Origin of the sequence: Brucella sp. H1_1004 (assembly GCF_047308065.1) — a bacterium.
GTDB lineage: Bacteria > Pseudomonadota > Alphaproteobacteria > Rhizobiales > Rhizobiaceae > Brucella > Brucella pseudogrignonensis_B.
In genome coordinates this window covers 421,769-447,132 of record NZ_JAYKZA010000004.1, presented here as the reverse complement: position 1 = coordinate 447,132, position 25,364 = coordinate 421,769, and the positions used below count along the sequence as shown (strand labels likewise).

Below are 25,364 nucleotides of genomic sequence, written 5' to 3'. Positions count from 1 at the left end.
AATGTCGGTCATTGCGCGATCTCCTTTGTTATGCTGGCCATGGATGCATAGATCGCGTCTTCAGTCAGTACATCGGCATTGTGTGCGGCAACGATACGGCCTTGTCGCATAACGAGAATGCGGTCGCAGTTCTGCAAGAGTTCCGGCAGATCGTCGCTAATAATGATGACGCCCATTCCATCGTCAGCCAACCGCTGGATGATGCGGAAGATGGTGTCCTTGGAACCGACATCGACACCAACTGTCGGACCATGCAGGATCAAAAGCTGCGGATTGATGGTCAACCAGCGCCCGATCAGAACACGTTGCTGATTGCCGCCGGACAGCGACTGAACCGGAATGGTGACATCAGGTGCAACAATCTGAAGATCGGCGACGCTGTCTTCCGCAACTTTTCTGGCACGCCTGCCGCTGATCATGCCAAGCGCATTGCGCAAACGATCAAGGACCGGCAGCGTTATATTGTCCTGAATAGGCTTTTCCAGAAACAGACCTTCCGTAAGCCGATCTTCCGGGACATAGCCGATGCCAAAGCGGATCGCGTCAGCTGCCGATTGTGGCGCGATTTCCTTGCCATTCAACCGGATTTTTCCAGAGCTAGCTGGCACAACACCGGCCAGCGCCAGCGCCAGTTCATTGCGACCTGAATCGAGCAGACCCGTCACGCCGAGAATTTCACCCTTCCTGAGCGAAAGCGAAACAGATTCAAAATTCTGTCCGTCACCGAGATGTTCGACATCCAGCATCACATTACCGAGTTTGGGGTCGGTGCGATAGCGGGTTTCACTGATTTCGCGACCTGTCATCCAATGGCTGAACTCAGCCTTCGTATGTGTTGCGACATCAAGTTCAGCGACTTTCAGTCCATCACGCATGATGATTGCACGACCGCCGAGCGACTTGCACTCATCAAGCTTGTGCGTGACGAAAAGAACGGCGACGCCTTTGCTAAGCAACTTTTCGACAACCCGCAGGAGATTGACAACCTCCTGACGCGTCAGCGAGGTCGTCGGTTCATCCATAATGACCAGACGTGCCTCAGAAGCAACTGCGCGTGCGATTGCAATGAGCTGACGGGTGGCAAGGGGCAATGTATCTGTTCTGCGTTTCAGAAAGGCATTATCAGTTGGCAGATGCACCTCCGCGAGTGCACGCCGCGCTGTTTCATTGAGTGCAGAGACATCAAGTCTGCGCGCGAGCTTACCTGACGCTTCGACAAGTTGCTCGGTGAAAGCGACATTTTCCGCTACCGAAAGGTTCGGCAGAAGTGAAAGGTCCTGATAGACAGTCTCAATACCCGCTCGTAAAGAGCCGATAGCACCAATGTCGCCTGCGCGGGCGCCTGTTGGTTCGCCGTCGATAAAAATCTGCCCCTCATCGGCAGGCTGCGCGCCGGAAAGGATTTTGATCAATGTGCTTTTGCCACAGCCATTTTCACCCATCAGGTGATAGATTTGGCCCGCTTCGATAACAAGGCTGACTTCCTTGAGCGCTTTGACGCCGCCAAAGGATTTCTTGACGCTTCTGATCTCAAGAAATGGCGGTGTTGATGCAGGTGTTGAATCTGTAGCGTGCATGGAAATTTCCTGAAACTCTCAGACACTTCTGCGCCGTGCATTTCCTCAAGGCGCGAACTGGTTGGATGCGATACCGCAGTTCCGGGGCCGCTGTGGTGCTACAGCCCCGGAATAGTATGCAGAGGCAGCTTCGCTCTTAGAACGGGAAGTTCTTGTAGTTGGACTTGTCCACGTCCACCCATGCCTGACCCTGCATGATGACGCCCTTGCCCGGTCCCTTGATCACCGTCATCTTCTCATAGCCAGGAACGCCAAGGTCCATACCGTCCTTGATTTCCTCACCCTTGAGAACCAGATCTGCGACCTTGTTCATGACATAGCCCGCGTCTTTCGGATCCCAGAAGAAGATCTGATCGACGGCACCGCTTTCGAGATAGGGGCCGGTATCCTTTGGCAGACCAAGGCCATAAACGCAGGTCTTGTCCTGCAAACCAGCTTCTTCAACAGCGCGGCCGATACCAATCACATCGATAGCCGACGAGCCCTGGAAGCCCTTAATGTCCGGGTATTTACGCAGGATTTCCTTCGCCTTTTCATAGGCTTTGTTGGCATCGTTGAAGGATTCGTTCTTTTCAGCAACCAGCTCCATATCTGGATACTGCTTTGCGTTTGCAGCGCCTGCATCAACCCACTGATTATGCGTGAGACTACCCAGCGAACCTACGAACGAGGTCCATTTGCCAGACTTGCCCATGCAATTCGCAAGTGCTTCATTGATGCGCGTCCCGAATGCTTTGTTGTCGAAAGCTTCGATGTCGACATCGACATTCGTCAGGCTGTCACCTTCGTGTGCGATGACCTTGATGCCACGCTGGGCGGCACGACGCAGCACGCCTTCAAGCGCCGATGGATCCATCGGGACTACGGCGATTGCGGAGACGTTCTTTGCAACGAGATCTTCCAGAATGCGCGCCTGCTGAGCAGCATCTGCCTTTGCCGGACCGACCTGGCTTGCGCTAACGTCTGGGTTGTCCTTGCCAAAGGCATCAACGCCCTCATTCATACGTGTGAACCAGTTTTCACCCGTGACCTTTACCACGGTCACGATTGTCGGCTTGTCCTGTGCAACGGCGACACCCGCCATCGCAACACCTGCGAGCATTGTGCAAGCAGCCAGTTTGGAAATAATACGCATGCTTCTCCTCCGATTATAATGCTGTTTATTGTTGAGTTTCATTCCTGATGACCCGCAAAATTCCTCCGGCCGGGCATCAGGGAATTGGTTATCTTCGTAACCGCAACCAGTAGCCCAAATGCACGCGTGCAGAAGCCAGCAGCACCAGAAGCAGCACGCCCCATGCAAGATCGCGGAAGAAATTGGAAATGTTCATGAAGTTGAACAGGCTTGAAAGAATTTGAAGTGCAGTCGCAGCCAGCAGCACACAAAGAACTTTGCCATAACCACCCTCCGGCTTAACGCCACCAAGCACTGCAATAAGAATAGCGATCAGAACATAAGAGCCGCCGTAATCCCACTTCACGGACGAATTGCGCGCTGCAATGATGATCCCCGCGATGGAGGCCAGCAAGCCGCAGATCGTGTAGGTCAAGAGCAGCATGCGCTTTTCGTTGATGCCGCCATAACGCGCAGCTTTCGAATTGCTGCCCATCAGCATCAGCTTGACGCCGAATGGTGTGTATTTGAGAACAAAAGCCAAAAGAGCGGCAATAGCGAGAAACAACGCAAAGCACATCGGAATGCTCAGCACCGGCATGTTGCCGAAATTATCCAGCGGCTCGATATACCCCAGGCTAATCGCAGACCCATTGGTCAGAAAAACGGCAATGCCTGTGAAAACCAGCTGCGTACCAAGGGTCGCAATCAGCGGCGTAAGCCGCGCATAGGCGATCATGATGCCATTGACCAGACCACCAATAAGGCCGACAGCCAGCGCCAGACCGGCAAAAGTCCACGAAAACAGAAGCGGTGCATCGGCAACCGGAATAAGAGTTCTAGTCAACAGGAAAGCAACAATTCCGGCGAGATTGGCAAGCGCTATACCAGAAAGATCAATGCCACCATTTCCCGAGATCATGGCGAGCATCACACCCAGCGCGAGCAGACCAAGCTCTGGCACCTGAGCGGCCATGGACTGCAAATTATAGCTATCCATGAAATTGGCGCCCGCAAAGCCTGCGCCCGCAGCCAGGACTGCGCAATTGATCAATAGCAGAAAAACAGTCTGCCTATCCACGCTATAAGATGACACGTCGTCTCCTCCCAGTATTCAGGGGCTCCCACCCCTTCGATGAACCGGCAATTCTTCAGACTCTCAGTCCGGATGATATATGCCACCTTACCCTGACATTTGTCAGCGTATGCTGTCGCTTGTCAACACTTTTTGTTCCTGATGCTTAAAAAGCCCGGATTTACGGCTTTTTGGCCCTTCGATTTTCGTTTATTGGCGCTTTCTTTCAGAGCTTGATATCCACGTTAATCAAAATTCTTACATTTGTCGACTGCCTATCGAAAAATGTAAGAATTTTGATTGGGTGATTTACCCACACATAAGAATGCGGTGAAGAATTCAAATTCAAGCCCGTGCGAAACACTTAGGCGCTGTCTTGCCCATCATAGATACGCGATGAGCCGATCCTTTACGCAGACATTCAAGCAGCGCATCGAAGAAGGTCAAAGACATCAGAAAGAATGGGTAATGGCTACTTCATCTGTATCTTGGTAACCGGATTGCTTTTCCCAAGGGCGCGTTTCACCGCAGCACGCGCCGAAGCCAAATCCGGCATGATCCAGTTCGGTTCACTGCCAAGAAACTTATCGAGAAACGCAATTGCATAGCCTGGCATTTCCGAGACGTTTTCTTTGTAAGACCACCATGTCCGCAGTTCATCGGCGCACTGGTCAATATTGGGCACCGTGCCGAACTCTTGCTCCTGAACGGCAGCAATCGCACAGATACAGTAATTGGTGTAGAGGAAACCTTCCGGCCAAAAGCTGACGATCTCGTAAAGGCGTGCAGAATCGCCTTCGGGATGCTTCGGCTGTGAAATGACCTTCGCGGGCGACAAGCGGATCAGCTCGCGCAACACAAGACCTGCAGCGAATGTGATGAAATCCTTGCGGTCCACCTGGGCAAAACGCTTATTCTGCTCGACCAGCTCGACCCAATTCAGAAACGCCTCAGTGAGCTTCTTTTCATCGATATAGTATTCAACACCATAAAGCTCATGCAACAGACTGGCATGCTTGCGAAATGTCGCCCTGAACCAACGCAGCTGACGCAAACGATGGCGCAAATCCGGCATTGATGTCATTTGTTCTCTGAGTAACAAGTCCATGCTGCGAGCGATCTCCCGTTTGCACATGACATTATGCCAAACCGATTGAAATGTCAGTCTTCATTCGCATCTAATTATCACAAAAATTATACATATTGACATTCGAGAAGACAAATGTTCTCTAATTGATGAAAGACGAACACAGAAAAATATCCCGTTCGTGCTTCGTGGGAGGAGATCAGATATGGCTATCTGGCAATGGGCCTTGCTGGCGCTTGCTTTGCTGTGGGGCTTTCAGGCGCTCGGCGTCTGGTTCCAGATGCGCCACTATTCCGATGTGATGAAGGGCATCACTTCGAAATATTCAGACGGCTTTGTTGGTGCAGGACATATTCGCGGACGCTTTGGAAAAGGGGTCATCGTGCTAATCGTTGTCGACCGCAACCTTGTGGTGCGTCGTTTTCTCGAAATGAGCGGACGGACCGTCTTTGCTAAATTCATCCGCCGTGAAGGCTTTGAAGGAATGCGCCTGAGTGAATTACAGGACAATCCTGCAATCGGAGAAGGAAAACCTGAAGTAGCTGCTGCTGCTTCGCAGGCTATGGAGCAGATCGGTCGCATAAGAGATCAGTCCGATGGTCTCGGACTCGAAGGTTTGAAGGCAGTGGGAGCTTAGGATTGCTTGTCTGAACAGGCAATTGAGGAGGAGCTATGTCGTTAATTTCTATGTTGGCGCAACACGCCGACACAACAATGCAAACAATACACGTCGCTGGCAGCATGTTATCAGACGCGGCATTGCATGGTAAACATGCCGCCGAACACGCTGGTAATGATCTGCTGCAACTCGCACAGGCGACAACACCAGCACCGGCAGACACCGGAACAGCCGGAATCTCCGTTGACCAGTTCAAGGAGCGTTTGCAGAACGTCGCACAGGAAGAACAGCTTGGCTGGCTGGCCTCTATTGGCAAACACTTTATTGGCGTCTTCCAGAAGGGCGGCGAAGTTTTTGCCGGATTTGTAACCGGCATCATCCCGACACTCGTCGTGCTGATGACCGCGTTTTACGCCGTCACTGAACTGGTCGGCGAAAAGCGTGTCCACGGCATCGCACGCAATGCGGGACGTATCGCGCTTACCCGCTATACGGTTCTGCCCGTGCTGGCTGTGTTCTTCCTGACCAACCCAATGGCTTATACCTTCGGTTCATTTCTGGACGAGAAATACAAGCCTGCCTTCTATGACGCGGCTGTGTCCTATGTTCATCCGCCACTGGGTCTCTTCCCGCATATCAATCCAGGTGAATATTTTGTCTGGGGCGGTGTGCTCGTCGCACTTCTCGAACTGGAGAAGAAGGGCGCGGTTCCGGCAGGTTATCACATCAGCGTCGCCATTTGGTACGCCATTGTTGGCCTCTTGGTGATCCTCCTTAAGGGTATGCTCACAGAACGCATCACCGCCATTATGGCGCGGCGTCAGGGCATCGAACTTTAAGCGGGTATTGGGGAGGACGACATGGTAAAGACCTATAAGGCAGTTAAGATTTCCCGCGGCTCGAATGGCTGGGGTGGTCCACTCGTCATTCAGCCGACCGAACAGCGCAACAAGGTGGTTTCCGTCACAGGTGGTGGCATTCACCCGCTTGCACGTCAGATTGCCGAACTGACGGGAGCTGAGGCCGTTGATGGTTTCCGCTCACCGCCAATCGAAAGCGAAATGGCCGTTGTGGTTGTCGATTGCGGAGGCACAGCGCGCTGCGGTGTTTATCCACGCAAACGCATTCCAACGGTGAACATTACGCCGGTTGGACAATCCGGCCCTCTGGCACAATTCATTACCGAGGACATTTATGTTTCAGGTGTAAAGCCAGAGAATATCGTTCCCGCAGATGGCTCGGCCCCAGCAACACCTGCTGCAGCAGCCGCACAGGAAGAAGAAGCGCCTGCTCCGCTTGACCTTCCGAGCGAAGGCGGCATTGTCGGCCTTATCAGCGGCATAGGTCGCGTGATGGGCCGCGTTGTTGGCATCTTCTTCCAAGCCGGTCGCCGCACAATTGATCAGGTTATCCGTAACGTTTTGCCATTCATGGCATTCGTAACGATGTTGATCGGCCTGATTCTCTACACAGGTATCGGCGACATTCTTGCGCAGCCGCTGGGACCGCTTGCCAATAACATTGTTGGGTTGCTTGTTCTGTCAGCAATCTGTGGCCTGCCGTTTCTCTCGCCAATTCTTGGACCAGGTGCCGTCATTGCACAGGTTATTGGTGTCGCGATTATCGGCCCACAAATCGCCAACGGAACAATTGCGCCCGCGATGGCCCTGCCAGCACTGTTTGCCTATAACGCACAGGTGGGTTGTGACTTCGTGCCGGTTGGTCTCGCACTTGGAGAAGCGAAGCCGAAGACCATTGAAATCGGTGTTCCGGCAGTCCTGATCAGCCGACAGATCATGGGACCTGTTTCAGTTCTGATCGCATGGCTTGTCAGCATCGCAGTACTTTAAAACTCTAAGCCTGCCGCAGCAAAATGCGGCGGCAGGCAATTTTCCAGACATTTACAGTATCGATGTGCCTGATCGGCGTTCGTGGGCATCGAATAACTATACCAAGAAAGGACCGCCTCTATGTCGATACATCTGAAAACGCGGATCTCCGCGATCGGCCCGGAAGTTGCGGATCTCGCCGAAGGCGGCGTTCTCATCCTGTTTGCTGATGGTTCACCACCTGAACTGGCAGAAGTTTCTGTTCTTCACGTTGTGGAAGAAGGGCCTGAAACATCAGCTCCGGCTGTTGGCGCTAAGATTGCCATTGGCTCGGTCACTGCAGAAATTACAGCCGTAGGCGAAAGTGCCTGGCAAAAAGTGCGTGAGATCGGACATGTCGTCATCTCTTTCACAGGCGCGACCTCAACTGATCGCCCGGGAGAAATCTGCGCGAGTGAAATAGCGGGCGAAGACCTTGTCGCGGCCCTGAAAGAAGGCCAGATTATCACCATCGGCGGCTGAGGGCTGATTGCTCTCTCATCTAAAATTATGTTCTAAACAGACTATTGGAATGATTATCAAAGTCCCGGACGCTGGAATTGTTTCATCTGTTGATTTGAGGCTATAGACATGGAACGCTCGACAATCGTCCGGGTGCATGAAGGGCTGCATGCGCGCCCCGCCACGCGCTTCGTTAAACTGGCCAAGGGCTTTGAAAGCGATATTGAAATCGCCAAAGCCGGAAAAAGCGTCAGTGCAAAAAGCTCCGTCAAGCTGATGCTGCTTGGTGTAAAAGAGCTCGATGAAGTGACCGTTCGTGCCAATGGAGCGGATGCGATTGAGGCCATTGAGGCCCTGATCGGCTATCTGGAAAATCCGCAGGCAGGGATTGAAGAAACCACTGCCCCTGCACCCAAAGCGGAAGCCACACCTTCGACTGCGCCTCAACCCGCGCTTTCGATCGAACTGCCTGCCGGTCAGATTAAGGGCGTTGGAGCCAGCGAAGGTATTTCACTGGGCACGGCATTTCCGTTTTTTCCAGAAGAAATCAAGCCTTCGGGCAGACAACTCGCAGCATCGGAAATTGATGCGGAGATCGAACATTTCAAATCGGCAATCGCAACCGTGCAGCATCGCATGGATACCTCGCTTGCAAGCGGTAATTTCGCCGATGCTGACCGTGGCATTATTGCGGCCTTGAAAGACATTGCAGCCGATGACAGCCTGACTGACGAGGCGCTCGGGCTTATTCGTGGTGGTCTCGATGCGATTTCGTCAATGCTTGCCGCCGCCTCAACCGTAGCCGGGCAATTTGCGGCCCTGGATGATCCATATCTGAACGCACGCGCGGATGATGTGTACGCTGTCAGCCGCCAGATTTGTCTGGCTCTGCTTGGCAAAGACGACATCAACCTGGAAGAACTCCCAGACGGTTCCGTTCTGATTGCCGAGGATATTGGTGCGTGGGATCTGGCGCGTGCACCACTCAAGAAAATCAAAGGCGTTGTCTGCGGACATGGTGGCGCAACATCGCATGTCGCCATTATTGCACGTACACACGGCATCCCTGCGGTTCTGGGTCTTGGCAGTGCTGTTCAACAGCTCAAGACCGCGAAAACGGTAGCAGTAGATGGAAGTTTTGGCATCGTTCACTCCGATCCAGACGAGGCGACCCGCACCGAGATCGAAGCCCGCATTTCCAAAGCGTTGCAGGAAAAGCAGGCGCTGAATGCCTACCGCTCTATCACGCCGCGTCGTGCGGATGGAACGATTATCGAAGTCGCGGCCAATATGGGAGCGCTAGAAGAAATCGACATTGCACTTGAATCTGGAGCCATGGGTGTTGGGCTGTTTCGCACCGAACTTCTCTTCATGAAGCATATTCATCTACCGTCCGAGGATATGCAGACCGAAACCTATACCGCACTTCTGAAAGCTTTTGCACCGAACTCCGTGATCGTTCGCACGCTCGATATTGGTGGCGACAAGCCGATTGCGGGGATTGAGTTTCCTCAAGAGGAAAACCCGTTCCTCGGCTGGCGTGGCATTCGCATGTGTCTGGACCGTCCGGATGTGTTCAAACCGCAGTTACGGGCACTGTTGCGCGCAGCGGTCAATGGCAATCTCAAAGTGATGTTGCCGATGATTTCGGATGTCGAAGAAATTCGGGCGACAAAACGCCTGATCGCAGAATGTGCCGCCGAACTTAAGAATGAAGGCAAAGCCTATGCTGAAGTCGATCTTGGTGTGATGATCGAAACTCCGGCAGCGGTTTTTGCTGCAAGAGAACTTGCCAAAGAGTCTGCTTTCTTCTCCATCGGCACCAACGACCTGACACAATATGTGATGGCCGCTGACAGACTCAATCCGACCGTTGCAAAGCTTAACGATGTCAGCCATCCAGCGGTGATGGCTGCAATCGAGATGACGGCTAAAGCCGGCACCGATGCAGGCATCATGGTTGGCATGTGCGGTGAAGCAGCAGGCAAGCCAGAACTAATCGGCGCGTTTATTCGTATGGGATTGACCGAACTCAGCATGAGCCCGGCATCCATTCCGCGTGCAAAAAAGCTGATCGCGGACATGTTCGCAAATTAGACTGCGTTCGCAATGCGAACATTAAAACCCGGATCATGATCCGGGTTTTCTATTATGGAAGATGGGCAAGCAGTGTCTGAAACAGGACTTCGAGCTGCGATTGATCGCGTTTTTCTGCTGCCTGCATGAGGCGCTCCTGCCGCACGTCCAATGCCAGAATAGCGCTTTCCAAAGGATCAGTGCCCGCGAGATCGGCAGGTTTCAACGTCATCAAACCACAGGCAAGACTGACGGCGGCAAAACAGGATATTTCAAACCGGCGCAAAGCCTGCGGATCGCAGTTACCCTCCATCGAAATAAACCGCACAGGTCTCTCCAACAGCAGTTGCGTAAACATCGTAGCAATGACTTTTGCCGTCGCGCCTATTCTGTTCTCCCCAGCTTCTCCCGCAAACGCGTTTTTGAGCAACGCAGTGTGGTTCCGTACCAGCCTGTCATGAACTGTGACAAAGACCGCTTCCTGAATCAGCACATTCTGCAACTGGTGCCGTCGCAGCACCTCCTTGGTGAGATAATACATATCTTTGCGGAAAGCCCGCACACCCTCTGCCGACCCACCAAAGTAAATCGCAATGCTCTTCACACGAGGCGCACCACTATGAACCTTTGGATCGGATGAAATCAGCGATATCGAAATCGTTTCGGCGGTAGTCAGAGCTTTGTCCATCACGCTGGCCGCATGGCCCAGTAGCAGTTCGGGAGAAACAATTTCACCGGGACGCGATGAGGCCTGTTCCGCACGCAAACCTTCATCACGATTGCGTCGGATCATATATCGGACCTCACGCAGACGGTCCTTCAAATTGACTGCAATATCTTCTGAAATTATGCGTAACATATTCGTTTTCCTCACCGAGGCCGCCATGATAACAGAATAGGCAATGCATAGGAATTATTGTTTGCGTTCACATGGAAAAGCAATAGTTTAACAAGAAGACAACAGCTTCAATAACACTGTATTTTGCTATTAATTTGAGGGATAGTTTTGAAGAAAACCGGCAAGCAGACAAAGAAAAATGCTGACGCAACAGACCTCATTATTGGCTCGGAAGGTGTGGCTGCGGAAAATCGTACAAGCCGGCTGAGAACGCGCGCTGCATGGATGTATTACGTCGAGCAGATGACGCAGAATGACATCGCGGAAGCACTTGGTGTTGGTCGTGTCACAATCGTTCGCCTTCTTGCTGATGCCCGTGCTCGCAATGAAGTGAAAATTACCATCGAAGGCAAGCTGGCCAGTCTGACAGCGCTTGAAGTCGAACTTGAAAAGACCTTTGGACTTGAGCGCGCCATCGTTGCGCCGCTCTCTTCAGCAGATATTGATCCTATCCCGCCGATCAGTGCAGCGACCGGCGCCTATCTTTCGGAGAGAGTACAGCACGGCATGACAATCGGTGTAGGCTGGGGACGCACCCTTTCCAACACCCTGCAACATATCGGTACGCGTCCGCTCAATGACCTAAAAGTTATCTCGTTGCTAGGTGGTATTGTGCAGCCACGGCGGTCCAACCCACCGGAATTTGCCTGGCAGTTTGCGCAGATTTTTCAAGGGGAAGGCTATCTGATCCCCGCCCCTGCTCTGGTCGACAGCAAAGAAACGCGTACCGCTCTTATCGAACGTTGTGGGCTGAATACCGTGCTGGATATGGCGGAGCAACTTGACATGGTCCTGCTCAGCGTTGGTGATATTCAAACCGCAAGCAGTACATCTTACCGTGTCGGGCTGATCGACGAGGCGCAGAAACTGTCGTTGATCGACAATGGTGCGGTCGGAGACGTTCTGTTTCACTTTTACGATATAAACGGCAAAATCGTTGATGATCCGGTGCATGACCGTGTCATGTCAGCCAAAATTGAAAGCCTTCAGAAGACGCCACAACGTATTCTTACATCAGGTGGCAAAGAGAAGATCGCCGCCCTGCTGGGTGCTGTAGAACTGCTCAAACCAACTGTCCTCATCACCGATGAAGAAAGTGCCGCGCAGATGTTGAAATACAAAGCAACATCCGACTAAGACCAAAAAGCGCATCGTTGCAAAACGATGCGCTTTTTATTGCTTTAGGCCGGTATCAATTGGCGGCGGCTGTGCACTCTTTCAGGATTTGCAGAACAGCAGCCCGCTCTTCGATTTGTGGCATATGTCCACAGCGCGCGAAAATGTGGACACCTACTTTACCCGGCAGACCATGCGCATGGGACGCGGGAATGACCCGATCTTCTGAACCAAAGATGAGCCGCACAGGCATGGCAAGCGAAGCAATGCTTGAGCGTACTTCAAAGGTCTGAGTGCCATCAGCAAAAAACCGCGCACCAATAGCTTCTTGCGTATCGCGCAGTTCTGTATCAGCAGCCTGAGCAACGGTTGCATTGATGAACGGCTTTGTCAGATGACTTTCATTAGCAACAAGCACTTTAAGCCAGGGAACGATGCTGGCTTCACTTTTTGCGCCGACAAGACCCGTTATAAATGCACCATTGACCTGTGGGCCTAGACCACCTGACGAAATCAACAGCAGCGAGCGCACATCGACAACACCGCGGGCTGCTGTAACAGTCGCGACCGCACCACCAAGCGAATGCCCAACGAGCACGCAAGCTGACACATGCAGTGATGCGAGCGTTGCTTCAACGCTTGCGGCAATGTCGTCAATGCTTGCAGGAACGGCGCGTGGTGAATTGCCGTGTCCCGGAAGATCGAGTGCAAGGATCGGATGACCGAGCGACGCACCGGCAAACAATCCACGCCACGAATTGAGATCCGCCGCATAACCGTGGATCAGAACGATCGGCAAGCGGCCTGCATCACCCTCACGCAACCAGACTGCATTAAGCAGTCCCGGAGCAATTGGTTCAGCAGCGTTTCTCACTGGCGGTTTAGCCGCAACCGCAGCAGCTACTGGCTTCGCAATGCTGCTATTGCCTTCAACATCCTTTTTCTGCACACGACCTTTCGGGCCTGAGCCTTGAACGGACTTGAGATCAATACCAGCTTCACGCGCAAGCCGACGTGCGAGCGGTGTTGCCCGCACATCATTGGCTGAACTCGGCTCAAAATCCTGGGAGGATTTTGGTTCATCCTGTTTTGACGCTACCGGCTCAATGACGGTTTCTACGGGTGCAGCAGCAACGGGCTCTTCAACGACGGGTGTTGACTTGCCGTTACGCTCTTCACCCTCAGCATAAATCCAGGCGACAGCTTGACCGACGGGGACAACAGCCCCTTCCTCAGCAGTAATATCTGCAATGATACCGGATGCTGGAGCATCGACTTCCATCGCTGCCTTGTCGGTTTCAATTTCAAAGAGAAGTTGGCCTTTCGTGACGGTATCGCCATCCTTGGCAAACCAACGCGAAATCTGCCCCGTCTCCATATCCATATCGACCTTGGGGAGAATGACTTCCACAGCCATGGTCAGCGCACTCCTTTGGCCAGATCACGAGCGCTTTTCAGGATATCAGGCACCTGCGGAACGGTCGCGCGTTCAAGATCAGGATTATAAGGAATTGGCGTTTCAGCTCCGCCCAGACGCACAATCGGCGCATCCAGGTAATCGAACGCGTCACTTTCCGCGACGATTGCAGAGATTTCAGCACCGATACCAAGCGTTTTGACCGCTTCATAAACGCAAAGGAGCTTTGACGTTTTCTTGACGCTTTTGATGATGGTTTCACGATCAATCGGACGCACAGTGCGCAAGTCGATCACTTCAACATCAATACCTTCCTTGGCAAGTTCAGCGGCGGCATCAAGGGCCTTGTGCACCATGATTGCCGTTGCAACAATCGTCAGATCACGGCCTTCACGAACCACTTCTGCCTTGCCGATTGGCACGGTGTAGAAGCCTTCAGGAACAGGACCTTTGGTCTTGTAGAGCAGCTTATGCTCGAAAATCATGACGGGGTCAGGGTCTTCAACGGCTGCAAGCAACATGCCCTTGGCATCATAAGGCGTCGAAGGCTGCAAAACCTTGAGACCCGGCACATGGCCAAGCCATGCTTCGAGGCTCTGGCTGTGCTGTGCAGCAGCACCCGTTCCCGACCCTGCCGGAAAGCGCATGACCAGCGGCACAGAAACGGCACCTCCAAGCATATAGCGAATTTTCGCTGCCTGATTGACGATCTGCTCCATGGCAAGGGCTGCAAAGTCAGAAAACTGGAACTCAAAAATCGGGCGCATGCCGGTCAGAGCTGCACCGACCGCCACACCTGCGCCGCCCAGTTCTGAAATCGGCGTATCCATGACCCGGTCTTCACCAAAGCGATGCACCAGATCACCTGTCACCTGAAATGCGCCGCCATAGACGCCAATATCTTCACCCATCAGGAAAACGCGATCGTCGCGTTCCATGGCAATCGCCATTGCTTCCTGAATGGCTTGCGAATAGCTCAACTCACGGATTGTCGTGTCCATGTTCAAATATCGTCCGTGTAAACGTCGCGGGTAAGGTTGGTCAGATCAGGCGCTGGGCTGTTCTTGGCGAATTCAATCGCATCAGCGATTTCCTTTTCCACCTCAGCACGAATTGCCTCGATCTCGGCGTCATTGATGAAGCCATAGGCTTTCAAGTCAGCCTCAAAATGCGCGATTGGATCGCGATCATTCTGCCAATGCTCAATTTCTTCCTTGGTGCGATAGCGGTTGCGATCGCTCTTGGAATGACCACGAATGCGGTATGTTTTGTTTTCAATCAGCGTCGGGCCATCACCGCGCCGCGCACGCTCACTTGCTTCGTTAACGGCCTCTGCAACTTCCGACAGATTGTTACCGTCTACGATCACGCCCGGCATGTTGTAAGCAGACGCACGATCAGCCACATTGGCAACTGCCGTCGAGCGCTTAGTCGATGTAGACATGCCGTAGCCGTTGTTTTCACAGATGAAAACGACTGGTAGCTTCCAGACAGAGGCCATATTGAGCGCTTCATGAAAAGCGCCCTCATTATTCGCACCGTCACCAAAGAACGACACGACGACCTTGCCGTTTTTCTGCTTCTTGGCAGAAAGTGCAGCACCTACCGCAATCGGAATACCACCGCCGACAATGCCGTTTGCGCCAAGATTTCCCTTGGAAACGTCAGCAATGTGCATCGAGCCGCCACGGCCTTTGCAATAGCCGGTTTCCTTGCCAAAAAACTCAGCAAACATACGTTTCACGTCTGCACCCTTGGCGATGCAATGACCATGACCACGATGGGTCGAGGTGATCATATCATCATCATTGAGCGGCAGGCACGATCCCATTGCACTCGCTTCCTGACCAATGGAAAGATGCATCGTTCCGTGAATGAGACCACGCGTGTAGCTTTCTTCCGCGCCTTCTTCAAAGCGACGGATCAGATACATTTTATGCAAGGCTTCTTTCAGCTGCTCTGGCGAATAAGTGCGAAAGGCATAAGGCAAGTTGTGACGGTCGCCCGTATCCTGCGGATCGACTTTTTTGGCTTGAACCATGATGTTTTATCCTCACGCTCCGTAAACGAGCTTGTCCTGACGCGCGCGCAGCTCGGCAATCTTGGAACCAGGAGCTACAGCCGCATTGTCGTAAGTGATCAGTTCGCCCTTTTTGATCAGCTTGGTCACGCTGCCACCCTGCAACAACCCGCATGGGATAGCATGCGCGCTTCTTGCTTCACCGGAAGTCATGATCCATGCGCGGTAGCAATATTCGCCAATCGCATCGAGCTTTTCACCCGGCTGCATGTCCTTCTTGGCAACGGCAGCCACTTCTGCGACCGGCTTTGAAAGCGGAACCATGTCAGGCTTGCCATAAAGAACAACACGGGCGCAGGTGAGCGGCACTTCGAGTGAAGTCAGGTGATAAGGGCGATGGAATGTGAAATATGGACCCTTGCCCATCTTCAGGTCTTCCATCCGTTCTGAAATACGTGGATGCGACATGTCGGCGACAACAAACACGCCCGGCGCAACGCCTTTTCCGATCGAATAATCAACAACACCAACCTTTGACAGTACGCCGCCATCCTTCTCGGGGATCAGCGTCTTATTAAGTTGGTCAAGCGTCGCCGCTGGGCCGTGCATACCGGCTTTATCAGGCACAAGACCTGTCGCATTAGCGATGGCAGCCATTTCGACCATGGTTTTTGAACCATCGACGAATTCCACCAGCATACGCACGTTCATGTTACGGCGGGTAGCTTCTTCCATATACTGATCAGGCACAGCATCAATATTGAGCGGGTTATTCTTACCCTTGCCTGCGGCCACAATCGGATGGCCCATCGCCGTCACAAACTCGATCAGCTCCATACAGGATGATGGCTCGTCACCTGCGCCCAGCGAATAGGTGACGCCAAGGCGCTCAGCTTCAGCTTTTAGATAAGCGCCGATGGTCACATCGGCTTCAACATTCATCATGACCAGATGTTTGCCATGTTCCATGGCACGCAGGCCGATCTCGGCACCAACGGCCGGAACGCCAGTCGCATCAATCACAACATCGATAAGATCATTTTCAAGGATAAGATTTGCGTTGTCGGTGACAGCAACCTTATGCGCTTCCATCGCGGCGGTCAGATCAGACGCGGTCGAAACCTCGCGGCCATGCCCTTCTTCCTGAAACGCAATATCAACAGCCTTAAGAGCGTTAGGAACACGCAGCTCGGAGATAGCACCGACCTCAATGCCCGGCATATGCGCAACACGCGTAACAATGTCAGTGCCCATCTCGCCAGAGCCTATCAGCCCGATACGGATCGGTCGCCCGCTGTCCGCCCGCGCCTGCATATCGCGTGCCAAACCTGTCAACGCCACATTGGTTGCCATCGTTTCCTCCTGAACGTCTCTGCAATACGTTTGCAGTCTCCTCTGATACCCTATCGATTAATGAACATTTGTTTCTAAGTCAATACCAGTGTTCATTTTGATCTCGCGCCAACCCCATTGAAATGCCATCTTGTTATTCAACTTTAGTTTGCTATAGAATACAAATGTTCTGCCGTTTCGCATGACTCATATTTTGAAGTGTCGATACGTAAGAGCTAACAATGGCGTTCTGTGAGCTCGATGCACGTTGGGAGTGCTTCGGGGGGAGGAGAAATAAATGGACGCGTTTCTGAGCGGACTAAAAACGGCAGTCGATACGCTTGGGGCAACGGTTCTGTTGCCTATCGTCATCTTCATTATTGCGGTGGTTCTTGGCGCCAAAGTAGGCAAAGCCTTCCGCGCAGCGATCACTATCGGTGTCGCTTTCATCGGTATTAATCTGGTTCTGGGCTTGATGTTCACCTCTATCGGTGAAGTCGCTCAGGCAATCGTCACCAACACAGGCATTAAGCGAGACATCGTCGATGTGGGCTGGCCTTCGGCTGCGGCAATCGCCTTTGGCTCGTCCGTGGGTCTATGGGTTATTCCAGTCGGCATTCTGGTTAACATCGCCCTTCTTCTGATGCGCTGGACGCGGACACTGAATGTCGATGTATGGAACTTCTGGCACTTTGCCTTCGTTGGCTCGCTGGTAGTGGCCGCAACCGATAATATCGCTTACGGTATTATTGTTGCAGCGCTTGTTGCCGCTCTGTCTCTGCTGTTTGCAGATTGGTCGGCGCGCGCTGTGCAGCAGTTCTACGGCATTCCCGGCGTTTCCGTACCACATCTGGCTTCCGCACAAATCCTGCCAATCGCGATTGTGCTCAACTGGATCATGGACCGCATTCCTGGCATCAACAAGATCAACATCAACACCGAAACCATCGAACGTCGCTTTGGGGTGTTTGGTGAACCGGTTGTTATGGGGCTGATCATCGGTCTCGTGCTCGGTCTTATCGCATTCTATAATGCGGGCGACTTCGGTACGGTACTTGCCAAGGTACTTGGTACGGGCATGACACTGGCAGCTGTGATGCTGCTTCTGCCACGCATGGTCAAAATCCTGATGGAAGGCCTACTTCCGGTCTCTGATGCAGCGCAGGAATTTGTGCGTAAACGCACAGGTGACCGCGAACTGCTCGTTGGTCTCGATTCGGCAATCCTTATCGGCCATCCGGCAGCGATCTCATCGGCGCTCATTCTTGTACCGATTGCGATCATTCTCTCTGTCATCCTGCCAGGTAACCGCGTGATCCTGTTTGCCGATCTTGCAGTTATCCCGTTCATTGTCGCCATGACCGCTCCACTTCTGAAAGGAAACGTGTTCCGTATGGTGGTGGTGGGAACGATCACACTGGCTATTGGCTTCTATGTTGCCAATGCGCTTGCTCCCCTCTTTACAAGTGCGGCAGTATCATCCGGCTTCAAGCTGCCTGAAAATGCCTTGCAGATTACTTCGGTGGTTGATGGGTTCCTGTGGGTTCCTGATATTATCATCAAAACAATCAGCTGGCTTGGTGGCACGGTCGGCGTGGCAGTTATTGCCGCCGTTATCGCCCTGCTGTTCATTCTCTATCGTCGCAACACACTCGCTTGGGAACGTGCGGCTGGCGCAGAAGATGAACCTGCTGAAGAAAAGATTGCCTGATACTGGCAATCAATTCTGCACTATAATCAAAGCCGCACGTCAGTTTCGACGTGCGGTCTTTTCCAAATGGAGTATGAAATGGCTGCTGGTCTGATTGATTTTCTAGACCCAAACGCGATCGAGCTTCAGAGCGACGCAACAACAAACGAGGAAATTATCCGGATTCTCGCGGGAAAACTGGAAAAATTGGGCTATGTAAAGCCAAGCTACGCCGATGCAGTGGTAAGTCGTGAGCTCTCCATGCCGACTGGGTTGCCACTTGAGCTCGAAAAAAACGTGGCTGTTCCACATACGGACCCTGAGCATGTGCTCAAAGCGGGTATTGCCTTTGCAACACTGAAGTCACCCGTTGAATTTACCAATATGGAAGATCCTGACGAGGCCGTTGCTGTTGGGTATGTCTTTTTGCTTGCGATCAATGACAAGGATAAGCAAATTGAGACCTTGCAACAGATCATGGCAACAATTCAGGATCCGGACGCACTCGAGAGGCTGATGGCAGCGCGCTCTTTTGAAGATATTCAAACTGCGTTGAACGAACAATAAATTGCAAAGCGGAACTCGAGACAACACAAATGCGATTGTCGTGCATTGCAAGGCATGTAGGAACACTTTGGAGGAAACCATGGCTAGACTAAAGACAATTCTCTTCGCGTGCGGAACGGGTGTCGCGACATCCACGGCCGTGAATGCCGCCGTCACCGAAGAAATGAAAAAGCGCGGGCTCACCTTCAATGCCCAGCAGGCTAAGGCTACAGAAGTTGCATCCCTGGCTGACAATGTGGATTTTATTGTTTCAACCACACCAATTTCTGCTTCCGTCACCAAGCCAGTCATCAAAGGCCTTCCCTTTCTGACCGGTATCGGCAAAGATCAGGCCCTCGATCAGATCGAAGCCGAATTACGAAAGTAATTTTCACGATCGCGAAGAAACGAGTTGGTGGCGCGCGCGCTCCAACTCAAGTAAGTTGTTATTACTTTGACATGTTTTTGGCAGTTTAGAAGTTCTGCGCGATCAAATTTTCTATGTTGTATTTGGGCTTGTCGCAAATTGTTGAGAAGGTCAAAGCCGCCCCGTGATCGGTCGCATTTTCATGCTTTGTTAACCTTTTGAAGTCCGAAGAGGCGCGCGAGCAGGTCATTCTGATCGTTGACGGTCCACTCGCCGGAAAAGTCGAAGCCTTTCCGCAGCCACAACGTCGCTTCGAACCCGGCCATCGTCCGACGCGCCGTCTTGAAGGACTGGAATCCGCCGATCTTGGCCATGTTCTTCTTCACGCGAAAGTGGCCACTCGGGGGTGCGGATAAAAACTTGGACTGGTTTTACGTCACAATGCCAAGACTGTTTCGATATTCGATTGGGCTTCGAGCGCCAAGCGATATCTTGATCCGTTTCTCGTTGTACCATCGAATGTAGCCATCAACTTCATTGATAAACTGCTCGAGTGTGGTGTTCTTCCAATCGCTGGGGTAGAAGAGCTCTGTTTTCAGCCTGCCGAAGAAGCCTTCGCATGCAACGTTATCTGAGGAACAAGCCTTGCGGGACATTCAACGCACCAGCTTTGCATCACTAATCCTCGATAGCCAACCCGGCCAGCGATAGTGTGCACCCCGATCAGAATGTAATATTGGCCGCTCATCCCTACCTGTGACAGTTTCTATTGCAGCATCGAGCATCGTGTTGACCAATTCAGCATCTGGTCTCGTTCCGATAGACCAGCTGATGACAGAAGTGGCTCGGGAAATCTGCACAGCTAGGATAAGTGGAAATTCTGCCTGACTTCGGCTTAGATGCCGGGAACAGGAGATACCATGACGAGACGACCACGCCGAAACCATAGCCCAGCTTTTAAGGCAAAAGTTGCGCTGGCTGCGATTAGAGGCGAGCAGACGCTAGTGGAATTATCCCAGCATTTTGACGTGCACGCGAACCAGATAAAGCAATGGCAAGATCAGCTTCTTGAGGGGGCCATTGGTGTTTTCGGCGACGAGACCAAGGCGGAATCAGCAGAGCCAACCGTCGACGTTAAAACGCTGCATGCCAAGATCGGTGAGCTAACTCTGGAGAACGATTTTTTAGCCGGAGCGCTCAGCAAGGCGGGATTGCTGGGCGGAAGGAAATGATCGACCGCGCTCACAAGCTTTCGGTCGCACGACAGGCAAAGCTCCTCGGGTTCAGCCGTAGCAGTGTCTACTATTCACCGCGCCCTGTATCGGATGGCGATCTGGCACTGATGCGCCGGATCGATGAATTGCATCTGGAATACCCATTCGCGGGAAGTCGGATGTTGCAGGGGCTTTTGAAAGGAGAAGGGCTTGAAGTTGGGCGGCTGCATGTCGCTACGCTGATGAAGAAGATGAGCATCGAGGCGATTTACCGTCGCCCAAACACCTCGAAGCCAGCGCCAGGGCATAAAATCTATCCCTATCTCCTGCGCAAGCTGGCGGTCACCAGACCCAATCAGGTGTGGGCAATGGACATAACGTATATTCCGATGGCACGTGGCTCTGTCTATCTGTGCGCTGTCGTCGACTGGTTCAGCCGCCGGGTTCTATCATGGCGACTGTCGATCACAATGGAGGCGGACTTCTGCATCGAAGCGGTTGAGGAAGCTCTGGTCAGCTATGGAAAGCCTGAAATATTCAACACGGATCAAGGATCACAGTTCACGTCCATCGACTTCACTAGGCTCAGGACTCATTGCTTTCCGAGCCAGAATATAACGGCTGCTGCAAGATCTATTGCTGCACGGAACACAATCGGGCAGCGATCATAACGGGTAGCAATTCTTCGCCAGTCTTTCAGTCTGCCAAACATGATTTCGATACGATTGCGTCGCTTGTATCGACGTTTGTCATACTTAATAGGCTTCTTACGGTTTTTGCGACCCGGGATGCATGGCTTTATCTCTTTGTCTTTTAACCGTTTTCTGAACCAGTCGGCATCATAGCCTCTATCAGCAAGAAGCCAGTCGACCTTCGGTAACGTCTCAATTAAGGCTGCAGCTCCGGTGTAGTCGCTGATTTGTCCCGCCGTGACGTGTAACCTGATAGGGCGACCCTGCGTGTCGGTGACGGCGTGCAACTTGGTATTCATGCCACCTTTTGTCCGGCCGATCAGGCGTCCACCATCCCCTTTTTTAGCCGTAGGCTTGAGGCCGTGCGGTGCGCTTTCAAATAGGTCGCATCTATCATGACAGTCTTTCCGACCGACGACTTGGAAGACAGGCCTTCAAGTATTTGAGCAAATATCCCCTTGTGACACCAACGGTTCCAACGATTATAGAGCGTTTTAGAGGGCCCGTATTCTCGAGGGGCATCACACCACCGTAACCCATTACGAAGAAGGAATATAATTCCACTCAAGACACGCCTGTCATCAACGCGTCGACGTCCATGGCTCTTGGGAAAAAAGGGCCGAAGGCGTGACATTTGCCCTTCGCTCAGCCAGTAAAGATTGCTCATCGTTCAGTCTCCTCAAGAGAAACTGAATCAGCTCTTCATTCTCAAATCAATAGGTCCTGAGCCTAGCGCTTCATCAACGCCACGAGCAGTCGCTTTGCCGCCCCTTTATCACGCCGCTTCTGCAAGATTTCTTCGAGCACGGTGCCGTTCTGATCCACCGCACGCCAGAGCTAGAACCTCTCTCCAGCGCATTTAACGGCCACTTCGTCCAAATACCAAATTGGACTTCCCCTTCAAAAGTGGAGGGCTTCTGTTAGATAAAACTGACAGGAGACTTAGAATTGAAGCAGCGCGAATTTACAGAAGATTTCAAACGGGAAGCCGTTCGTATTTTAACGACGAGTGGTCGAAGCATTTCATCGGTTGCGGACGACCTTGGCATTGGCAAATCAACACTTGACCGCTGGCGTCGCAATTTTGCTGAGAAGGATCTGCTTTCTGGTCCGCATGAGGACATGAGCGAGGAACTTGCCCGGCTTCGTAAGGAAAATGAACTCCTGCGACAGGAACGTGACCTACTAAAAAAAGCGACGGCCTTCTTCGCTCGGGAGACAAGTCGATGAAGTTTGCGTTCATCGACACGGAGAAGGCTCATATGTCTCTGTCACGGCTGTGCGCTTTCGCAGGCGTCAGTATCAGCGGTTATTATGCATGGAAGCATCGTTTGCCCAGTCGTCGTCAGCTCGACGATATGATCATCCTGGCGCATATTCGTAATCAGTTTGAGCTGTCACGTGAAACTTATGGCAGCCCTCGAATGCATGTCGAACTGAACGAAGAAGGTATTCGAGCAGGACGTCACCGCACGGCGCGACTGATGCGTGAAAACGGCCTTAAAGCCCGGCAGAAAACTCGCTTCAAACGCACGACCGACAGCAATCATGGTGAGCCCGTCGCTCCCAATCTTCTGGATCAGGACTTCACTTGTGATGGGCCTAATCAAAAATGGGGTGTCGATATCAGTTACATATGGACGGCAGAAGGCTGGCTATATCTGGCAATCGTTGTCGATCTTTATTCGCGTCGCATCATCGGCTGGGAAGCACGCGATAGGATGAAGAAGGATCTGGCGATCAGTGCTTTGAAGAAAGCCATTGCAATCCGTCAACCAAAGCCGGGGCTGATCCAGCACTCGGACAGAGGAAGCCAGTATGCCAGTTATGAGTATCGCAAAATCCTCACAGCTCACAAAATGCTTCCATCCATGAGCGGCAAAGGAAATTGCTATGACAATGCAATGGTGGAAACCGTCTTCAAAACGATCAAGTCGGAACTGATCTGGCGCACTGTGTTCTACACACGTAAGGATGCAATCAAAGCCATTGGCGAATACATTGACGGCTTCTATAATCCTGTGCGCAGACATTCTGCACTCGGATACAAATCACCGATGCAGTTCGAGATGATAAACCGTAAATTAGTGACAGAACCCCTCCACTAAATAAGGGCAAGTCCAAATATCGCCGGGGCGCGCCTGACGCCGTCGCAAGTTGCGTGCGATCCGGGGGCCGAACTTGGCGATCCAACGACGACCTATCTCGTATAACACGTCGATTCCACGTTCGAGCAGAATTTCCTCAACTTCACGCAGACTAAGGTTGAACCGCAGATAAAGCCACACCGCATGAGCAATAATCTGTGGCGGAAAACGGTGACGCTTGAAGCTGATATCTGATGTCTGCATCGCCAAAATTTACGCCCAACCCGTCAGGCAAGCAACTGCAGCCCAGTTAACGTGACAACATCCCCATAAGCACTAAGTAAACACTACGGATCACATGTGAGCACCCTAAGCTGACTATCCAATCTGGGCTGATCAGCAAAAATTGGGTGAATGCACATTAACGATGCTTGTTTTTGAGCCTTTAAACTGGATATGGAACCGACTCCTTTAGTTTACCTTTTCGTAATCCCCTTTATTGAATTTATCCTTTATATTTGAATATTCCTCCACCCGCTCCGGTGCTGTTGACAGCTGCGTTGAGCTATGTTTGATTGTTAACAATCTTCTGTAAGCGAGACCGCGCCAATGCCTGCATTAGCCAGCCAGACCTTCGATATTATTCAAAAGGCGACGTTTCGCGATCACATCGTTGAGAAACTACGCAATGCCATCATCAGCGGTGCTATCGAACCGGGTGCGCAAATCGTTGAGACAGAACTCGCACGACAATTTGCCGTTAGTCGCGGACCGCTTAGAGAGGCCATGCGCCAGCTCATCGATGAAGGGCTTCTTGTAAGTATTCCCTATACTGGTACCCGCGTGGTCAGCTTAACGACACGCGATATCCATGAGATCTATTCGATGCGTGTCAATCTCGAGATCTTTGCCTTCGAGCTGGCTTGGGATCGACGCGATCAGGCGTTTCGCGACGAACTTATATCCAGAAACAATCTCCTCACCCGATGCATTGATAATCAGGATGATGTGGCAAGCATTGAAGCAGAGTTAAAACTGCACAGCCTCGTTTATGAGGTGTGCGGACACCGTTTGCTTCAACGCGTTTGGGAGGGCGTGCGCGGACGGTTGCAACTTTATTGGGCTGCCCATCATCGGGCGCATGGCATGCAAGGCCCAAAGCGCGACGGCCACGATATTTATGTGACCTGCGGTCTGGGAAATGATCTCAACGCAATGCGTTCAGAAATCCGAGACCACATGTCAAGAGGTCTCGAGAAAACCAAAAAGTCTTTAAACGGGGAATGAGAGGATTGTCGGACAGACAGGCATCTGACTAAAAACTACCCTTGTGCTCAACTCACCAAAGGTTCTGAGCAACAGATAAATGAAATGGGGCACCAACTTTATTAAGTCGATCAAACAACGCCCAAAACATGCATTGAAAAAACACGGGCATTCATAGCCAAAAAGCGGGGACAAACGTGCATGAAAGTTGGATATGCCCGGGTCTCTTCGGGTGAACAAAAAATGGATTTGCAGCTTCGCGCACTCAATGGGGCAGGCTGCGACACCATCTATAAGGACCACGGACAATCCGGACATGAATTCAAGCGGGATGGTCTGTCAGATGCGCTCAACTCCCTCAAGCCCGGTGATACATTGGTGGTCTGGCGTTTGGACCGTCTTGGGCGATCACTGCACGGGCTCATCGAAGTCATCAATATGTTATGCAGCAAAGATGTTCACTTCCAATCACTGATGGAGAACATCGATACCGCATCATCCGGCGGACGCTTAGTGTTCCATATGATGGGTGCCCTCGCAGAATTTGAACGCAACCTCATCAGCGAGCGCACACAGGCAGGGTTGGATGAAGCACGTACCGGCGGCATGCAACTTGGGCGGCCAACTGCCATAAATGACGCGCAGATCCGTGCGGCAATTCACGCGCTGCGCCATCAAAAGCGAGGAATGGCAGGCGTCGCTGATGATCTGGGAATTTCCGTGCGAACCCTACGAAGGCACTTGCAAAAAAGGAATGCACCCAAAGACCAGGCAGCAACTCAGCGGAACGCGTGATGAATTGTTCAGTGTCCGAAGTTTAAACAATATGGAGCCAAAGACG

22 protein-coding genes and 5 pseudogenes are annotated in these 25,364 nt (G+C 52.2%); 13 read left to right on the top strand and 14 right to left on the bottom strand.

The features are described 5' to 3' along the window. Positions 1-8: 8 nt before the first annotated feature. The 4 genes from U2P60_RS20915 to U2P60_RS20900 form a co-directional block, all read right to left on the bottom strand. Complete coding sequence (locus U2P60_RS20915; protein WP_413574298.1) at positions 9-1,577, bottom strand: sugar ABC transporter ATP-binding protein; 1,569 nt, start codon at positions 1,575-1,577, stop codon at positions 9-11. A 136-nt stretch (positions 1,578-1,713) separates the two neighbouring features. Further along, positions 1,714-2,712: an autoinducer 2 ABC transporter substrate-binding protein gene (locus U2P60_RS20910; protein WP_413574297.1), complete on the bottom strand. Its 999-nt coding sequence runs from the start codon at positions 2,710-2,712 to the stop codon at positions 1,714-1,716. A gap of 88 nt (positions 2,713-2,800) precedes the next feature. After that, the gene (locus U2P60_RS20905; RefSeq protein ID WP_413574296.1) at positions 2,801-3,787 is read right to left on the bottom strand and encodes an ABC transporter permease; all 987 of its coding nucleotides are present in this window, start codon (positions 3,785-3,787) and stop codon (positions 2,801-2,803) included. A gap of 451 nt (positions 3,788-4,238) precedes the next feature. Further along, the gene (locus U2P60_RS20900) at positions 4,239-4,874 is read right to left on the bottom strand and encodes a hypothetical protein (protein WP_413574295.1); all 636 of its coding nucleotides are present in this window, start codon (positions 4,872-4,874) and stop codon (positions 4,239-4,241) included. A gap of 184 nt (positions 4,875-5,058) precedes the next feature. Here U2P60_RS20900 and U2P60_RS20895 point away from each other — a divergent pair, with 184 nt between their 5' ends. The 5 genes from U2P60_RS20895 to ptsP all read left to right on the top strand — a co-directional run bounded on the left by U2P60_RS20895 (position 5,059) and on the right by ptsP (position 9,899). Further along, positions 5,059-5,490, top strand: coding sequence for a transcriptional regulator GutM (locus U2P60_RS20895; protein WP_413574294.1), 432 nt, complete (start codon positions 5,059-5,061; stop codon positions 5,488-5,490). 35 nt (positions 5,491-5,525) lie between these two features. Further along, a complete protein-coding gene (locus U2P60_RS20890) occupies positions 5,526-6,311 on the top strand; it encodes a PTS glucitol/sorbitol transporter subunit IIC (protein ID WP_413574293.1) in 786 nt (261 codons plus the stop codon). A 21-nt stretch (positions 6,312-6,332) separates the two neighbouring features. Continuing rightward, a complete protein-coding gene (locus U2P60_RS20885; RefSeq protein ID WP_313830114.1) occupies positions 6,333-7,322 on the top strand; it encodes a PTS glucitol/sorbitol transporter subunit IIB in 990 nt (329 codons plus the stop codon). Positions 7,323-7,442: 120 nt separating this feature from the next. Then, entirely contained in the window at positions 7,443-7,823 is a 381-nt protein-coding gene (locus U2P60_RS20880) for a PTS glucitol/sorbitol transporter subunit IIA (RefSeq protein ID WP_313830113.1), read from the top strand. Between the two features lie 108 nt (positions 7,824-7,931). Continuing rightward, a complete protein-coding gene (gene ptsP, locus U2P60_RS20875; protein WP_413574292.1) occupies positions 7,932-9,899 on the top strand; it encodes a phosphoenolpyruvate--protein phosphotransferase in 1,968 nt (655 codons plus the stop codon). Positions 9,900-9,951: 52 nt separating this feature from the next. On the opposite strand, the gene U2P60_RS20870 is transcribed toward ptsP, so the two are convergent. Next, positions 9,952-10,737 carry a hypothetical protein gene (locus tag U2P60_RS20870; RefSeq protein WP_413574291.1) on the bottom strand — a complete coding sequence of 262 codons (786 nt, stop codon included), beginning with the start codon at positions 10,735-10,737 and terminating at the stop codon, positions 9,952-9,954. 147 nt (positions 10,738-10,884) lie between these two features. Here U2P60_RS20870 and U2P60_RS20865 point away from each other — a divergent pair, with 147 nt between their 5' ends. Further along, positions 10,885-11,913 carry a sugar-binding transcriptional regulator gene (locus U2P60_RS20865; RefSeq protein ID WP_413574290.1) on the top strand — a complete coding sequence of 343 codons (1,029 nt, stop codon included), beginning with the start codon at positions 10,885-10,887 and terminating at the stop codon, positions 11,911-11,913. Between the two features lie 55 nt (positions 11,914-11,968). Here U2P60_RS20865 and U2P60_RS20860 read toward each other — a convergent pair whose 3' ends face one another. The 4 genes from U2P60_RS20860 to U2P60_RS20845 are packed head-to-tail and all read right to left on the bottom strand — an operon-like array spanning position 11,969 to position 16,682. Next, positions 11,969-13,309: an acetoin dehydrogenase dihydrolipoyllysine-residue acetyltransferase subunit gene (locus tag U2P60_RS20860; RefSeq protein WP_413574289.1), complete on the bottom strand. Its 1,341-nt coding sequence runs from the start codon at positions 13,307-13,309 to the stop codon at positions 11,969-11,971. A 2-nt stretch (positions 13,310-13,311) separates the two neighbouring features. Further along, entirely contained in the window at positions 13,312-14,310 is a 999-nt protein-coding gene (locus U2P60_RS20855) for an alpha-ketoacid dehydrogenase subunit beta (protein WP_012093444.1), read from the bottom strand. Positions 14,311-14,312: 2 nt separating this feature from the next. Further along, entirely contained in the window at positions 14,313-15,350 is a 1,038-nt protein-coding gene (locus tag U2P60_RS20850) for a thiamine pyrophosphate-dependent dehydrogenase E1 component subunit alpha (protein WP_413574288.1), read from the bottom strand. Positions 15,351-15,362: 12 nt separating this feature from the next. Further along, on the bottom strand, positions 15,363-16,682 hold the full coding sequence (locus U2P60_RS20845; RefSeq protein ID WP_413574287.1) for an NAD(P)H-dependent oxidoreductase: 1,320 nt from the start codon (positions 16,680-16,682) through the stop codon (positions 15,363-15,365). A gap of 277 nt (positions 16,683-16,959) precedes the next feature. Between U2P60_RS20845 and U2P60_RS20840 the strand changes: the two genes are divergently transcribed. From U2P60_RS20840 to U2P60_RS20830, 3 genes are all read left to right on the top strand, one after another. Then, positions 16,960-18,372 (top strand): PTS galactitol transporter subunit IIC, encoded by a 1,413-nt coding sequence (locus U2P60_RS20840; RefSeq protein WP_310014590.1) that lies wholly within the window; start codon positions 16,960-16,962, stop codon positions 18,370-18,372. 78 nt (positions 18,373-18,450) lie between these two features. Then, a complete protein-coding gene (locus U2P60_RS20835) occupies positions 18,451-18,918 on the top strand; it encodes a PTS sugar transporter subunit IIA (protein WP_413574286.1) in 468 nt (155 codons plus the stop codon). 79 nt (positions 18,919-18,997) lie between these two features. After that, positions 18,998-19,285: a PTS sugar transporter subunit IIB gene (locus U2P60_RS20830; RefSeq protein ID WP_313830101.1), complete on the top strand. Its 288-nt coding sequence runs from the start codon at positions 18,998-19,000 to the stop codon at positions 19,283-19,285. 179 nt (positions 19,286-19,464) lie between these two features. Here U2P60_RS20830 and U2P60_RS20825 read toward each other — a convergent pair. Both U2P60_RS20825 and U2P60_RS20820 read right to left on the bottom strand, forming a co-directional pair. Beyond that, positions 19,465-19,665 (bottom strand): annotated as a pseudogene (locus U2P60_RS20825) (DDE-type integrase/transposase/recombinase); the annotation flags it as partial. Positions 19,666-19,695: 30 nt separating this feature from the next. After that, positions 19,696-20,100 (bottom strand): annotated as a pseudogene (locus U2P60_RS20820) (transposase); the annotation flags it as partial. A gap of 84 nt (positions 20,101-20,184) precedes the next feature. On the opposite strand from U2P60_RS20820, the pseudogene U2P60_RS20815 reads away from it, so the two are divergent. After that, positions 20,185-21,059 (top strand): annotated as a pseudogene (locus U2P60_RS20815) (IS3 family transposase); the annotation flags it as partial. Positions 21,060-21,070: 11 nt separating this feature from the next. Here the strand turns inward: U2P60_RS20815 and U2P60_RS20810 are convergent. Together U2P60_RS20810 and U2P60_RS20805 are read right to left on the bottom strand one after the other, a co-directional pair. Beyond that, positions 21,071-21,837 (bottom strand): IS5 family transposase gene (locus tag U2P60_RS20810; RefSeq protein WP_413574285.1). Its coding sequence is split into 2 segments (ribosomal slippage): positions 21,071-21,517 and positions 21,520-21,837, totalling 765 coding nucleotides; the frame shifts between segments, so codons are not numbered across the junction. A gap of 65 nt (positions 21,838-21,902) precedes the next feature. Beyond that, positions 21,903-22,070 (bottom strand): annotated as a pseudogene (locus tag U2P60_RS20805) (DDE-type integrase/transposase/recombinase); the annotation flags it as partial. Between the two features lie 48 nt (positions 22,071-22,118). On the opposite strand from U2P60_RS20805, the gene U2P60_RS20800 reads away from it, so the two are divergent. Beyond that, a protein-coding gene (locus U2P60_RS20800; protein ID WP_413570911.1) for an IS3 family transposase occupies positions 22,119-23,278 on the top strand; the annotation gives its coding sequence in 2 pieces (ribosomal slippage) (positions 22,119-22,380 and positions 22,380-23,278; 1,161 coding nt in all). A 12-nt stretch (positions 23,279-23,290) separates the two neighbouring features. Here U2P60_RS20800 and U2P60_RS20795 read toward each other — a convergent pair. After that, a pseudogene (locus U2P60_RS20795) lies at positions 23,291-23,521 on the bottom strand (IS6 family transposase); the annotation flags it as partial. Positions 23,522-23,866: 345 nt separating this feature from the next. On the opposite strand from U2P60_RS20795, the gene U2P60_RS20790 reads away from it, so the two are divergent. Further along, on the top strand, positions 23,867-24,544 hold the full coding sequence (locus tag U2P60_RS20790; RefSeq protein WP_413574284.1) for a GntR family transcriptional regulator: 678 nt from the start codon (positions 23,867-23,869) through the stop codon (positions 24,542-24,544). A 180-nt stretch (positions 24,545-24,724) separates the two neighbouring features. After that, positions 24,725-25,318 (top strand): recombinase family protein, encoded by a 594-nt coding sequence (locus U2P60_RS20785; protein WP_413574283.1) that lies wholly within the window; start codon positions 24,725-24,727, stop codon positions 25,316-25,318. The last annotated feature ends 46 nt before the right edge of the window (positions 25,319-25,364 follow it).

Excerpts from the sequence above, each read along its gene's own strand:
- U2P60_RS20915 (WP_413574298.1), bottom strand. The coding sequence starts at position 1,577 with ATGCACGCTACAGATTCAACACCTGCATCAACACCGCCATTTCTTGAG.
- U2P60_RS20910 (WP_413574297.1), bottom strand. The coding sequence starts at position 2,712 with ATGCGTATTATTTCCAAACTGGCTGCTTGCACAATGCTCGCAGGTGTT.
- U2P60_RS20900 (WP_413574295.1), bottom strand. The coding sequence starts at position 4,874 with ATGGACTTGTTACTCAGAGAACAAATGACATCAATGCCGGATTTGCGC.
- U2P60_RS20895 (WP_413574294.1), top strand. The coding sequence starts at position 5,059 with ATGGCTATCTGGCAATGGGCCTTGCTGGCGCTTGCTTTGCTGTGGGGC.
- U2P60_RS20890 (WP_413574293.1), top strand. The coding sequence starts at position 5,526 with ATGTCGTTAATTTCTATGTTGGCGCAACACGCCGACACAACAATGCAA.
- U2P60_RS20885 (WP_313830114.1), top strand. The coding sequence starts at position 6,333 with ATGGTAAAGACCTATAAGGCAGTTAAGATTTCCCGCGGCTCGAATGGC.
- U2P60_RS20880 (WP_313830113.1), top strand. The coding sequence starts at position 7,443 with ATGTCGATACATCTGAAAACGCGGATCTCCGCGATCGGCCCGGAAGTT.
- ptsP (WP_413574292.1), top strand. The coding sequence starts at position 7,932 with ATGGAACGCTCGACAATCGTCCGGGTGCATGAAGGGCTGCATGCGCGC.
- U2P60_RS20870 (WP_413574291.1), bottom strand. The coding sequence starts at position 10,737 with ATGTTACGCATAATTTCAGAAGATATTGCAGTCAATTTGAAGGACCGT.
- U2P60_RS20860 (WP_413574289.1), bottom strand. The coding sequence starts at position 13,309 with ATGGCTGTGGAAGTCATTCTCCCCAAGGTCGATATGGATATGGAGACG.
- U2P60_RS20855 (WP_012093444.1), bottom strand. The coding sequence starts at position 14,310 with ATGGACACGACAATCCGTGAGTTGAGCTATTCGCAAGCCATTCAGGAA.
- U2P60_RS20850 (WP_413574288.1), bottom strand. The coding sequence starts at position 15,350 with ATGGTTCAAGCCAAAAAAGTCGATCCGCAGGATACGGGCGACCGTCAC.
- U2P60_RS20845 (WP_413574287.1), bottom strand. The coding sequence starts at position 16,682 with ATGGCAACCAATGTGGCGTTGACAGGTTTGGCACGCGATATGCAGGCG.
- U2P60_RS20840 (WP_310014590.1), top strand. The coding sequence starts at position 16,960 with ATGGACGCGTTTCTGAGCGGACTAAAAACGGCAGTCGATACGCTTGGG.
- U2P60_RS20835 (WP_413574286.1), top strand. The coding sequence starts at position 18,451 with ATGGCTGCTGGTCTGATTGATTTTCTAGACCCAAACGCGATCGAGCTT.
- U2P60_RS20830 (WP_313830101.1), top strand. The coding sequence starts at position 18,998 with ATGGCTAGACTAAAGACAATTCTCTTCGCGTGCGGAACGGGTGTCGCG.
- U2P60_RS20790 (WP_413574284.1), top strand. The coding sequence starts at position 23,867 with ATGCCTGCATTAGCCAGCCAGACCTTCGATATTATTCAAAAGGCGACG.
- U2P60_RS20785 (WP_413574283.1), top strand. The coding sequence starts at position 24,725 with ATGAAAGTTGGATATGCCCGGGTCTCTTCGGGTGAACAAAAAATGGAT.